General features: G+C 61.9%; 10 protein-coding genes. 4 read left to right on the top strand and 6 right to left on the bottom strand.

The features are described from left to right. Positions 1 to 3: 3 nt before the first annotated feature. The 6 genes from IGS60_RS26665 to IGS60_RS26640 all read right to left on the bottom strand — a co-directional run bounded on the left by IGS60_RS26665 (position 4) and on the right by IGS60_RS26640 (position 7,258). Entirely contained in the window at positions 4 to 1,083 is a 1,080-nt protein-coding gene (locus IGS60_RS26665; RefSeq protein ID WP_070219324.1) for an ABC transporter permease, read from the bottom strand. Next, positions 1,080 to 2,609 (bottom strand): ABC transporter ATP-binding protein, encoded by a 1,530-nt coding sequence (locus tag IGS60_RS26660; protein WP_230506675.1) that lies wholly within the window; start codon positions 2,607 to 2,609, stop codon positions 1,080 to 1,082. Before IGS60_RS26660 ends, IGS60_RS26665 begins: the two co-directional genes overlap by 4 nt. A gap of 81 nt (positions 2,610 to 2,690) precedes the next feature. Continuing rightward, entirely contained in the window at positions 2,691 to 3,686 is a 996-nt protein-coding gene (locus tag IGS60_RS26655) for a BMP family protein (RefSeq protein ID WP_070219322.1), read from the bottom strand. 493 nt (positions 3,687 to 4,179) lie between these two features. After that, entirely contained in the window at positions 4,180 to 5,082 is a 903-nt protein-coding gene (locus tag IGS60_RS26650) for a LysR family transcriptional regulator (protein ID WP_070219321.1), read from the bottom strand. 85 nt (positions 5,083 to 5,167) lie between these two features. Then, positions 5,168 to 6,088 (bottom strand): pseudouridine-5'-phosphate glycosidase, encoded by a 921-nt coding sequence (locus IGS60_RS26645; RefSeq protein WP_230506692.1) that lies wholly within the window; start codon positions 6,086 to 6,088, stop codon positions 5,168 to 5,170. 12 nt (positions 6,089 to 6,100) lie between these two features. Next, positions 6,101 to 7,258 carry a carbohydrate kinase gene (locus IGS60_RS26640; protein ID WP_230506674.1) on the bottom strand — a complete coding sequence of 386 codons (1,158 nt, stop codon included), beginning with the start codon at positions 7,256 to 7,258 and terminating at the stop codon, positions 6,101 to 6,103. Positions 7,259 to 7,613: 355 nt separating this feature from the next. Between IGS60_RS26640 and xapA the strand changes: the two genes are divergently transcribed. From xapA to IGS60_RS26620, 4 genes are all read left to right on the top strand, one after another. Continuing rightward, a complete protein-coding gene (gene xapA, locus IGS60_RS26635; protein ID WP_070312734.1) occupies positions 7,614 to 8,453 on the top strand; it encodes a xanthosine phosphorylase in 840 nt (279 codons plus the stop codon). Positions 8,454 to 8,571: 118 nt separating this feature from the next. After that, on the top strand, positions 8,572 to 9,765 hold the full coding sequence (locus IGS60_RS26630; protein WP_070219353.1) for a phosphopentomutase: 1,194 nt from the start codon (positions 8,572 to 8,574) through the stop codon (positions 9,763 to 9,765). Further along, positions 9,762 to 10,721, top strand: a complete 960-nt coding sequence (gene deoC, locus IGS60_RS26625; protein WP_230506673.1) for a deoxyribose-phosphate aldolase — start codon at positions 9,762 to 9,764, stop codon at positions 10,719 to 10,721. The genes IGS60_RS26630 and deoC overlap by 4 nt, the downstream gene beginning before the upstream one ends. Before the next feature lie 12 nt (positions 10,722 to 10,733). Next, positions 10,734 to 13,115: an aldehyde dehydrogenase family protein gene (locus IGS60_RS26620; RefSeq protein WP_368858624.1), complete on the top strand. Its 2,382-nt coding sequence runs from the start codon at positions 10,734 to 10,736 to the stop codon at positions 13,113 to 13,115. Positions 13,116 to 13,136 lie beyond the last annotated feature (21 nt).

Below are 13,136 nucleotides of genomic sequence, written 5' to 3'. Positions count from 1 at the left end.
GTGTTAGCCTTTGGTGCGCTTGAGCAGGGCTGAAATGGCCGGTGCGTAGAAGTTTTCCATGGCGCCGCAGAACAGGATGATCAAGCCTTGGATGAAAATGAAAGTTTCCGTCGGGATATTCGGTTTTTCCAGCGACAGGTCGAAGCCGCCCTGGATCAGCGCGCCGAACAGCACGGCGGACAGGAAGATGCCGACCGGATGCTGGCGGCCCATCAGGGCGATGGCGATGCCGATGAAACCGGCGCCGCCGACAAAATTGAGCGACAGGTAATGGGTCGAACCCATGATGGAATTGACGGAACCCAAGCCCGCCAGCGCGCCCGAGATCAGCATGACGACGATGATCATCTTGCTGATCGACACGCCCGCATAGTGGGCCGCGTGCTTGTTGAGGCCCGTGGCGCGCAGCTTGAATCCCCACGACGAACGCCAGACCATCACGCCGTAGATCACCAGCGCGGCGATCGCCAGGATAAAGCTGATGTTCAGCGGCGTGTCGCCCAGCGACGGGAACCAGGTGGAGAGGCGTGGCATTTCGCCGCTTTCCGCAAACACGCGGCTGGCCGTGTTCTGCTCGCCCGGCGGAATCAAGTACTTTACGATAATAAAATTCATCAGGCTGGCGGCGATGAAGTTGAACATGATGGTGGTCACCACGATGTGGCTGCCGCGCTTCGCTTGCAGATAACCGGGCAAAAAGCCCCACAAGGCGCCGAACAGGGCCGCGCCGATCATGGCGGCAGGAATCAAGAGCCAGGCGGGCAGGGTCTGGTCGAAGGCCAGCATGGCCACCGTCAAGCCCAGGCCGCCGATATACATCTGGCCTTCGGAACCGATATTGAACAGGCCAGCCTGCATGGCCACGGAAACCGACAGGCCCGTGAAAATGAAGGTGCTGGCGTAGAACAGCGTGTAGCTCAAGCCTTCCGGATTGAGGATGGCGCTGTGGACGAGGATCGACAGCGATTCGGCCGGGTCTTCGCCCAGCATATAAATCACCAGGGCCGCGACCAGCAAGGCCGACAGCAGGTTTAACATGGGCATGACAAAGGCTGTCGCCCAGCGTGGCAAGTCGTTATTCATGATTTATGCATTCCCCCCATCAACAGACCGATGCGGGTGGTATCGAATTCTTCAATTTTCAGTTCGCCGGTGATGCGTCCGCCGCACATGACGAGAATGCGGTCGGCCAGCGCCCGCACTTCTTCCAGTTCGACGGACACCAGCAGGATCGCCACGCCCGCGTCGCGCAGGGCCAGCAATTGCGTATGGATGCTTTCGATGGTGCCGATGTCGACGCCGCGCGTGGGTTGCCCCACCAGCATCAGTTTCGGCTTGGCCAGCACTTCGCGCGCGATCACCACCTTTTGTTGGTTACCGCCTGACAATAAGCCGATGCGCAGGTCCGGATTGGCCGGGCGCACGTCAAACGTTTTCAGCAGTTCCGCGCAGCGGGCGCCGATGGCCTTGAAGTTGAACAGGCCCCAGCGGTTTTTCAGGTGGTCCTGGTAACCGAGGATGGTGTTTTGCATGACGGAAAAATTCTTCACCACGCCATCGCGCAAGCGGTCTTCCGGAATGTGGGCGATGCCCAGCTCGCGGAAGGCCAGCGGCAAGCCGTCGGCATCGTGGCGCTTGGCAAACGGCAAGTCCTTGTCGAGAAAACGCAGCTTGCCCGAAGTGGGCAAGCGCATGCCCGACAGAATTTCCAGCAGCTCGCTCTGGCCATTGCCGGAAACGCCCGCGATGGCGACGATTTCGCCGGCGCGCAAGTTGAAACCTATGTCGGCCAGCAATTTGACTTGCTGCGCGTCGGCCAATTGCAGATCAGCCACTTCCAGTACCGTGGCGCCCGGATTGTACGGTGCGCGCGGCAAGTGGCTCTGGATGGGGCGGCCCACCATCATGTTGGCCAGTTCCTCTTTCGAGGTGCCGGCCGTTGCCACGGCGCCCACCACCGTGCCGCCGCGCATGACGGTGACGTTGTCGGTGATTTCCAGGATCTCTTGCAGCTTGTGCGTGATCAGGATGATGGTCTTGCCCTGTTCCTTGAACAGGCGCAGGATTTCAAACAGCGAGGCCGTTTCCTGGGCCGTCAGCACGGCCGTCGGCTCGTCGAGGATCAGAATATTGGCGCTGCGGTAAATCTGCTTGAGGATTTCCACGCGCTGCTGCGCGCCGACGGACAAGTCTTCGATCTTCGCCAGCGGGTCCACGTCGAGGCGGTAGCGCGCGCAAATCTCGCGCAGCTTCGCTTCCGCTTCCGTGCGGTGGCTGGCCAGGCGAAAACCGCCTTCCGTGCCCAGCATGATATTGTCGAGGACGGTGAAGTTCTCGACCAGCATGAAGTGCTGGTGCACCATGCCGATGCCGAGATTGATCGCTTCCTGGCTGTTGCGGATAGGCTGTACTTTCCCGTCGAGCAGGATTTCTCCGCCGTCGGCACGGTAGTACCCGTACAGGATGCTCATCAAGGTCGATTTGCCGGCGCCATTTTCCCCCACCAGGCCATGGATACTGCCCTTGGCGATGGAGAAGCTGACGTCGGCGTTCGCCTTCACATGTCCAAACTGCTTGGAAATGCTGCGAAATTCTACTGCTGGCTGCATAGGTTCATAACTGGATAGTTTCATGGAAACGCGCCGCGCGGAGACAGGCCCCGGCGGCGCGCTAAAAGATACGGAGAAAAATTAAACCGGGCAGCTGCTGCCGACGCGGTAATCGATCACTTTGATCTTGCCATCGATAATGTCCTTACGCGCACCCAACACGCGTTTTTCGATTTCCGGCGTAATCAGCTTGCGGTTGTTCTCATCGAGGGCCCAATCCACGCCGCCCTCTTTCAAGCCTTTATAGCTGACGCCGCCCTTCCAGGTGCCGTTCTTGACTTGCATGAAGCTGTCGTAGACCGTGTTGTCGACGCGCTTGACCATCGAGGTCAGGATGCTGCCTGGATACAAATGGTTCTGGTTCGAATCGACGCCGATCGCCAGCTTGCCTTTTTCCTTGGCCATTTGCAGGGTGCCCATGCCGCTGCCGCCGGCGACGGCGAAGACGACATCGACGCCGCGCTCGAATTGCGAGCGGGCCAGTTCGCCGCCCTTGGCCGGGTCATTCCAGGCGCCGGACGTGGTGCCGACCATGTTTTGCGTGATTTCCGTCTTCGGATTGACTGCCTTGACGCCTTGCGCGTAGCCGCAGGCGAAGTTGCGGATCAGGGGAATATCGATGCCGCCGATGAAGCCTACTTTTTTGCTTTTGCTGGCCATGGCTGCAGCCACACCGACCAGGTAGGAGCCTTCTTCTTCCTTGAAGACGACGGAGTTGACGTTGCTGCCGGCGGCCTGGCCGTCGATCAGCACGAATTTTACGTTCGGAAATTCCTTGGCGACCTTTTGCACGGCTTGCGTTTGCGCAAAGCCGATGGCGGCGATCATGTCGAGTTTCTTGCGGGCCAAGCCACGCATGACTTGTTCAGCCTGCGTATCGCTCGATGCCTGCACTTCGATGAAGGAAATGCCCGTGTCTTTTTTGAAGCGCGATGCGCCTTCGAAAGCGGATTGGTTGAACGACTTGTCGAACTTGCCGCCCGCGTCATACACGACACCCAGTTTTGGGGTAGCCGCGGACGCTTGAGCAGTCAGAAATACGGCTGCGATCGTCAAACTAAATTGTGTAAGTTTCATGAATTGGCTCCTGGAAGATCGATATTGTATATTTTTTATAGGTGAAACATATAATTTGGGGCCGATTTAGCCTGTTTTTGATGCACGAGGTGATAATTCCTTATCAACATTGCACTGTATCGCACAAGATCATTGCTGACCTCGCGTGCTTTCATGTCGACAGTGTGATGCTCATGCAACAGTCGCGCCCCGTCTCTTTTATAGGTACAACATCGAATGGGGCTGCCGGAGCGGGCTGGGATGCGCCGTCAGTGGACGGGCAGGGCAGGCACGGAACCGGCGCCGCGATGGGCGTCCGAATCACTATGCATCATGCCAGATATGTATGACAAATACGTTTTTGTTTAGCTATTTATATGATAGCCATATAAATTGAAATGCAAACCCAAAACGAAGGGTTGGGGTCGGACGGGGACGCCGAGTCCCTGAGGGTCCGACCCCGGTCTTGCTGCTTTTGGGGTTGGCGTTGCTTGCTGACGCTTGAGGCTTTGCCTCAATTAGCTGGGGGATTGATGATGTTCAGGAAAGCCCGCACGACGGGGGCGTCGTCGAGCGTCGTGTAGCTGATGTACAAGTTCGCCGACGGCGGATTGGTCTTGATCGGCAGAAATACCACGCCGGGCCAGCCGATGCGGCTCGTCGTTTCCGGCACCAGTGTCACGCCCAGGCCCGCGCCCACCATGGCCAGCAGGGTCTGCGGCTCGCTCGCTTCCTGGAAAATCACGGGTTCGAAACCGGCGTTGATGCAGCATTGCACCAGGTAGCGGGGAAACGCGGATTTGTCGAGGTTCAGGGTGAGCATGGGCTCGTGGGCGATGTCGATCAGCTCGATGGCCGTGTTTTTCGCCAGCGGATGGTGTTCATTGACGGCCACGCAGACGTTTTCGCGGAAGCACAGTTCCTGGCGCAGATTGTCGTGGCGCAAGTCGTCGTCGTTGAGCTTGGGTTCGCGCCAGAAACCCACGTCGATCTGTTTGGCGCGCAAGGCTTCGTATTGCACCGTGGGACCGAATTCATGGATGGTCCAGGTGACGCGGGGAAATTTGGTCTGGAATTCTTCCAGCAGGCTGGGGATGGGGCCCCACATGGCCGAACCGACGATGCCCACGCGCAAGCGGCCCACTTCGCCGCGGTCGATCTGGCGGATAGTATCGATGGTCATGCGCATCTTGGCCAGCAGTTCGGCCGCCTCGTTCATCAACGCCTTGCCCGCCACGGTCAGCTCGAACGTGCGCGTGGTGCGCGCAAACAGGCGCACGCCCAGTTCGCTTTCCAGTTTCATGATCTGCTGGCTCAGGGGCGGCTGCGAGATATGCAGGCGCTCGGCGGCGCGGCTGAAGCTTTTCTCCTCGGCAACGGCAAGAAAATACTTTAACTGTTTCAGATCGATGGACATGCTTTCCTTGGCGTTGCGTGGTGCCTGGCGATGGAACGGCGCGCGGACCGGTAACGGCGCGCGCGCTTTCTTTACAGCAGTCCTATTATCGTGCCACGACCGCCTGCATGGCAATGGCCAGCGCGGTGCCGACTTGGGCATTGTGTTTGACCAGCGCGATATTCGTCGCCAGGCTGCGGCCATCCGTCAGCTGCTTGATGCGCGACAACAGGAATGGCGTGACTTGCTTGCCCTTCACGCCGCCCGCGTCCGCTTCCTGCAAGGCTTGCGTGGTGATCGCATCGATTTCTTCCTTCGGCATCGCTTGCGCGGCCGGCACGGGGTTGCTGACGATCACGCCGCCTTTCAAGCCCAGCTGCCACTTGGTGCCGATGAAGGCGGCCTGTTCCTCAGCCGTGTCGAGGCGGAAATCGGCCTTGAAGCCGCTTTCGCGCGTGAAGAAGGCGGGGAATCCTTCCTGGCCCACGCTGATGACGGGCACGCCGTGGGTTTCCAGGTATTCCAGGGTCAGGCCGATGTCGAGGATGGATTTGACGCCCGCGCAGACGACGGCCACGGACGTGTGCGCCAATTCCTGCAAGTCGGCGGAAATGTCGAAGCTCGTTTCCGCGCCGCGGTGCACGCCGCCGATGCCGCCCGTGACGAACACGGCAATGCCGGCCAGTTCCGCGCAGATCATGGTGGCGGCCACGGTGGTGGCGCCCAGTTTGCCCTGCGACAGGACGAACGGCAGGTCGCGGCGGCTGACCTTCATGGCGTCGGGCGAGGTGCCCAGCAATTCCAGCTGCTCCGGCGACAGGCCCACACAGATCTTGCCGCCGATGATGGCGATGGTGGCCGGTACGGCGCCGCCGTCACGGATGATCTGCTCCACTTCGCGCGCCATTTCCACGTTTTGCGGATACGGCATGCCGTGCGAAATGATGGTCGATTCCAGCGCCACGATGGCCTTGCCGGCGGCGCGCGCATCGAGCACTTCTTGCGAGAACGAGAGGAAATTATTCAGTTGCGTCATATGTCAATCCTGTTGAAAGAGGGTAGGGGGAGGCGGCGCCAGGTCGGCGTCGTCGATGTCGTCGAGGGCGCCGGCCGAAATCAGGGGCGAGACGGTGGCAGCCGATTCCAGGGTCATGGCCGCCAGCTTCAAGCCGCGCCGGCAAGCCAGTTTCAAGTCGCTGATGTCGTGGTACAGCGACCAGCAGACGGCGGCGGAAAACGCGTCGCCTGCGCCCGTCACGTCGACGGCGTCCACTTCGCGCGCGGCCAGGTGCACGATGGGTGCATCAAGATGGTCGCCATCCGTGAAATACACGCCTTCGCCGCCGCAGGTGACGATCACCTGGCGCGCCCCCTGGCGCTGTACTTCGCGGCAGGCGGCGCGCACCTCGAACGCCGTCGGCAAGGCGCGCGCCACGCGCGTTTCCAGCTCTCCCCGGTTCAGGATCAGCAGGTGCAAGCCCGTCAGGTCTAGCGGCAGGTGCGCCATCTTCGGCTGCGAAACGGCGACGATGACCAGCGGCGTCGCGCGGGCCGCGTCCTGGCGCGCATCGGCCAGCAGTGCCTGCACGCTGTCGTGGCCCAGGTTCAGGTCGCAGACGGTGAGGGCGGCGGCCGCGCGCTGCGGCTGGCGGCTGTGCAAAAAGGCCGGCGTCAGCTGTTCGTAGAGTTGCATGTTGGCCATCGCCAGCAGCATTTCGCCATGTTCGTCGAGCACGGCCGTGTAAGTGCCGCTGCTGGTGTTGCTTAAATGCAGGCTGCCGCGCATGTCGATGCCCGCGTCTTCCGCGTGCGTTTGCAAGGCGTGGCCGGCCGCATCGTCGCCCAGGGCCGTCAACAGGGCGACGGGAATCGACAGCCGGGCCAGGTTTTCCGCGATGTTGCGGCCCACGCCGCCAAACACTTCTTCCGAACGCACGGGGTTCGAGGTGCCCATCTGCAGGGTCGCCAGCGTGCGCATCTTGCGGTCGAGGTTGGCGGCGCCTATGCACAGCACGGGACGGCTGTCGGGCAGCACGTAGGCGCGTCCCAGCAGGCGTCGCTCGCGGATGAGTCCGGCGATGTGGCCGGCGACGGCCGAGCGCGACAAGCCCAGCTCGCTCGCCAGGTCTTGCTGCGAGATGAAGGGGTTGTTGCGGATCAGCGCATATAGCTGGTCTTTTTTATTGGTATCGGTCACAAGTTTTCGCTGAAGGTTTAAACATTTGTTTGCGACTTTAAACATTTGTCTTTCTGATGTCAAGCGCGCATAAAAAACCTTCGTATGGAGCTTGTATGCATGCATTTCCCGGCCATGGCGGGCCTGGGCTAGCCTCGACTATAATATCGGCCATTTATATTTGAATTGTATAAATGGGCAAGAAAAATGGTATTTGCCATACATATTCCGTTTGATGCATAGTGGCGGCAAATACAGCCATACGCATTTCGATATACCAGTAACACCATACATACCCGCTACCTGGGCCGCATTCCATACCGGGCACGGCCGTGCAGGCAGCAACCAATCATCATTAGTCAATCAGAGGATAACCATGTCGAACAACACCCCTTTCCACGCCGCCGAAATCATCCGTGCCCGCGCTCCTGAAAATTTCAAGCCGCGCGTGGCGATGATCCTCGGCTCCGGCCTGGGCGTGTTGGCCGAGCAAATGACGGACGCCGTCAGCATCAGCTTTGACGAATTGCCGGGTTTCCCGATCAGCACCGTGCACGGCCATGCCGGCGAACTGGTGGTCGGCACCTTGTCGGGCGTCGCCGTCGTCTGCATGAAGGGCCGTGGCCATTTCTATGAAGGCTATGGCATGGGCGTGATGACGAGCGCCATCCGCACCCTGAAACTGCTGGGCTGCGAAATGCTGTTCGTTACCAACGCCGCCGGTTCCCTGCGCCCTGAAGTGGACGCCGGCAGTCTGGTGGCCATCAGCGACCATATCAACCTGTTGCCAGGCACGCCGATGGTCGGCCCGAACGACGACCGCTTCGGCCCGCGCTTCTTCAGCATGGCCAACGCCTACGATGCGGATCTGCGCAAGCTGGTCAAGGACACGGCAGCCTCGAATGGCATCACCCTGCACGAAGGCGTGTTCGTTGCCTACCCTGGCCCGAACTTCGAGACGGCCGCCGAAATCCGCATGATGGCGCGCCTGGGCGCCGACACGGTCGGCATGTCCGTGGTGCCGGAAGTGGTCTCGGCCCGCCATTGCGATCTGAAAGTGGTGGGCGTGTCCGTCATCACCAACCTGGCCGAAGGCATGTCGCCATTCGCCCTGTCGCACGAACAAACCCTGAAATACGCGGCCATCGGCGCGAAAGACCTGGTCAAGCTGATTCTGGCCTTCCTGGCGACCGTATCGGCTACGCCGCAAGCCTAAGCACTTTTTTATGCAGCAGCGGCGCGCCGGCCATCGGCGCTGCCGCGCGGCAGGCCGGGAAAATCCGGCCTACACTGACCGCATCATCTTTGCATCACTCCATAAAGCGAGCCTTATCATGTCACGCGCATTTATCCTCCTGCTTGATTCCTTCGGCCTTGGCGCGACGCCAGACGCCGCCAAGTATGGCGACGCAGGTGCCAATACCTTTGGTCACATTGCCAGCACTGTCGCCAAAAGCGGCAAGACCTTGAAACTCCCGAACATGGAACGCCTGGGACTGGGCGCCGCGGCGCACCTGGCCAGCGGCGAATGGGCCACGGGCTTCGACCAGCGCGACGGTTTCACCGGCGCCTACGGCGCGGCGCGCGAGCGCTCCACCGGCAAGGACACGCAGAGCGGCCACTGGGAAATCGCCGGCGTGCCCGTCGAATTCGACTGGGGATATTTTCCCCGCACCACGCCGTCGTTTCCGGCCGACCTGACCGACAAACTGAAAGCCCTGTCCGGCGTGCCGGGCTTCCTCGGCGACTGCCATGCCTCGGGCACGGACATCATCAACAAGCATGGCGACGAGCACGTCGCCACCGGCAAGCTGATTATCTACACCTCGGGCGACTCGGTGATGCAGATCGCCGCGCACGAAGAATCGTTCGGCCTCGAGCGCCTGTACGAAGTGTGCGAAATGGCCTTCAAGCTGGTCGAGCCGTACAACATCGGCCGCGTCATCGCCCGTCCGTTCACGGGCAGCAACGGCAACTACACGCGCACGTCCAACCGCCACGACTATGCAGTGGCGCCGCCAAGCAAGACCCTGCTCGACCACGTCAAGGATGCGGGCGGCGAAGTCGTCGGCCTGGGCAAGATCAGCGACATTTTCGCCACCCAGGGTATTTCCAGAGTCGTGAAGGGTGTCGACAACATGGCGCTGTTTGAAGCGCTGTTGAAGACGGCCGATGAAGTGCAGGACAAGTCGCTCACTTTTGTCAACTTCGTCGATTTCGACCAGGCATTCGGCCACCGCCGCAACGTCGAAGGCTATGCCGACGCGCTGCGCGAAATGGATGCGCGCCTGCCGGAATTCATGGCCAAGCTGAAGGAAGGCGACCTGGTCGTGATCACCGCCGACCATGGCTGCGACCCCACCTGGCACGGCTCCGACCACACCCGCGAACACATTCCGATGATCTTCTTCGGCCCCGGCGTCGCCCCGCGCGCGCTGGGTATTTCCGAGACCTTCTCCGATATTGGCCAAACCCTCGCCAAGCACCTTGGCGTACCACCACTTGCTAATGGAACCAGCTTGTTATGACACTCATGCACCCCGAATTCAAGCGTAACGAGGCCGTCGGCCTCGACCTGGGCTGGATCAACCAGATCCGCGTCAACCGCGCCGCGACGGACCGCCGCGCGGCCAGCCTGGCGAACCGCCGTACGGTGAAAAAGGAATACCAGGCCGCCTGGCTGGTGAAAGCCATCCAGATGATCGACCTGACCACCCTGGGCGGCGACGATACGCCGGGCCGCGTGGAGCGCCTGTGCATGAAGGCCATGCGCCCGTTGCGCGCCGACCTGATGGACGCGCTGGGCCTGACGCAGCTGAGCACCGGCGCCGTGTGCGTGTACCACGAGATGATTCAACCGGCCGTGAAAGTCATCCAGGGCCGCTTGCCCATCGCCGCCGTGTCGACCGCCTTCCCGGCCGGCCTGACGAACATGGAAACGAAGCTGCGCGAGATCGAACTGTCGGTCGCCGCGGGCGCTTCGGAAATCGATATCGTCATCACGCGCCAGCATGTCCTGAACGGCAACTGGCAAGTGCTGTATGACGAAATGCTGGCTTACCGCAAGGCGTGCGGCGAAGCGCACGTGAAGGCGATTCTCGCCACGGGCGACTTGCTGACCATGGAAAACGTGGCCAAGGCGTCGTGGGTCTGCATGATGGCGGGCGCCGATTTCATCAAGACCTCCACCGGCAAGGAAGGCGTCAACGCCACCATTCCCGTGGCCCTGACGATGGTGCGCACGGTACGCGAATACTATGAACAGACGGGTTTCAAGGTGGGCTTCAAGCCGGCCGGCGGCGTCAGCTCGGCCAAGAGCGCGCTGCAATACCTGACACTGATGAAGGAAGAGCTGGGCAACGAATGGCTGCAGCCGCACCTGTTCCGCATCGGCGCTTCCAGCCTGCTGACCGACATTGAGCGCCAGCTCGAGCACTACGTCACCGGCAGCTACTCGGCCAATCATCGTCACGCACAACCTTAAAGAACATTCGTCATGACTACAATTAACGAGATTCTCACTACTATGGACTACGGCCCTGCTCCCGAAAGTCAAAAAGAAGCGCAAGCGTGGCTCGACGGCCATCAGCGCAAGTTCGGCCTGTTCATCGACAACGCCTGGAGCGAGCCGGCCGAACTGTTCGCCTCGACCAATCCTGCCGACGGCACGCAGCTGGCCGAGCTGACGCAAGCCACCGATGCCGACGTGGAACGCGCCGTGGAAGCGGCGCGCCGCGCGCTGCCCGTATGGCAAGGCATGGGAGGCCATGGCCGCGCCAAGGTCATGTACGCGCTGGCCCGTCTGCTGCAAAGGCATTCGCGCCTGTTCGCCGTGCTGGAAACCCTGGACAACGGCAAGACCATCCGTGAAACGCGCGATATCGACCTGCCGCTGGCCGCGCGCCATTTCTACCATCACGCCGGCTGGGCGCAGCTGCAGTCGGAAGAATTCGCCGACTACCGCGCCGTGGGCGTGGTGGGCCAGATCGTGCCGTGGAATTTCCCCCTGCTGATGCTGTCGTGGAAAATCGCCCCGGCCCTGGCGGCCGGTAACACGGTCGTCTTCAAGCCGGCCGAATTCACGTCGCTGACCGCCATGCTGTTCGCCGAATTGTGCGTGCAGGCGGGCGTGCCGGCCGGCGTGGTCAACATCGTCACGGGCGACGGCAGAGTGGGCTCGGCCATCGTCAACCACCCCGGCGTCGACAAGATCGCGTTTACGGGTTCCACCGAAGTTGGCCGCTTGATCCGCGAAGCGACGGCCGGCAGCGGCAAGAAGCTGTCCCTCGAATTGGGAGGCAAGTCGCCGTTCATCGTCTTCGAAGACGCGGACCTGGACGGCGCCGTGGAAGGCCTGGTCGATTCGATCTGGTTCAACCAGGGACAAGTGTGCTGCGCCGGCTCGCGCCTGCTGGTGCAGGAATCGGTCCAGGAGCGCTTCCTGAACAAGGTGCGCGCCCGCATGGAAAACCTGCGCCTCGGCTCGCCCCTGGACAAATCGATGGACGTCGGCGCGCTGGTCGACCCTGTGCAGCGCCAGCGCATCGCCGCGCTCGTCGATTCGGCCCGCGCCGAAGGCTGCGACGTGTGGCAACCGGCGTGCGAACTGCCGGCTGACGGCTCGTGGTTCCCGCCTACCCTGATCACGGGCGCGTCGACGTCGGCCGCCGTGGCACAGGCTGAAATCTTCGGCCCCGTGCTGGTGGCCATGAGCTTCCGCACGCCGCCTGAAGCGGTGCAGCTGGCGAACAACACGGTGTACGGCCTGGCCGCCAGCGTGTGGACCGAGTCGATCAGCCTGGCCCTCGATATCGCGCCCGCCATCAAGGCTGGCGTGGTGTGGATCAACAGCGCCAACCAGTTCGACGCGGCCTGCGGCTTCGGCGGCTACCGCGAATCGGGCTTCGGCCGTGAAGGCGGCCGCGAAGGCATGCTGGAATACATGACGGCCCTGGCCGAAGATGCACGTCCGGCCTTGCCGGTGGTGGAAGCGAAAGCCAAGGCCAACGTGAAGCCGGCGGCAGCGGACCCCTTCGCCATCGACCGCACGGCCAAGATGTACATCGGCGGCAAGCAGGCGCGCCCTGACAGCGCCTACAGCGCGCCCGTGTTCGGCGCGAATGGCGCCTTGCTGGCCGAAGTGGGCGTGGGCAGCCGCAAGGACATCCGCAACGCCGTCGAAGCGGCCCATAAAGCGTCCGGCTGGACCAGCGCCACGGCGCACAACCGCGCGCAAGTGCTGTACTACATCGCCGAAAATCTGGCAGCGCGCGCCGACGAATTCGCCGCCCGCATCGCCGCCATGACGGGCAGTAAAAACCCGGAGAAGGAAGTGCAGGCATCGATCGAACGCCTGTTCTACTACGCCGCCTGGGCCGACAAGTACGACGGCCTGGCGCACCAGCCGCCGACCAAGGGCATCACCGTGGCGCTCAATGAAGCGGTCGGCGTGATCGGCATCGTCTGCCCGAATGAAGCGCCTTTGCTCGGCTTCATCTCGCTGGTGGCGCCGGCCATCGCGCTGGGCAACCGCGTGGTGGTGGTGCCGTCGGAAGCGTATCCGCTGTCCGCGCTGGACCTGTACCAGGTGTTCGACACGTCCGACCTGCCGGGCGGCGTCGTCAACATCATCAGCGGCAACGCCGATGAACTGGCGCGCACCCTGGCCACGCACGCCGACATCGACGCCGTCTGGCGCCATGATGGCTCCGCCGACGGTTGCGCGGAAGTCGAGCGCCTGTCGGCCGGCACCCTGAAGCGCACCTGGGTCGGCGGCGCCAAGGGCCGCGACTGGTACAGCGCCGCGCAAAGCGGCGGCCGTGCCGTGCTGGCGCATGCGTCGCAAGTGAAAAACGTGTGGATACCTTACGGCGTTTAACTGACTGATCATTGGTATCGC

The sequence above is a fragment of the Janthinobacterium sp. FW305-128 genome (genome assembly GCF_020858135.1).
GTDB lineage: Bacteria > Pseudomonadota > Gammaproteobacteria > Burkholderiales > Burkholderiaceae_D > Janthinobacterium.
This window is presented reverse-complemented; position numbering and strand designations above follow the sequence as displayed.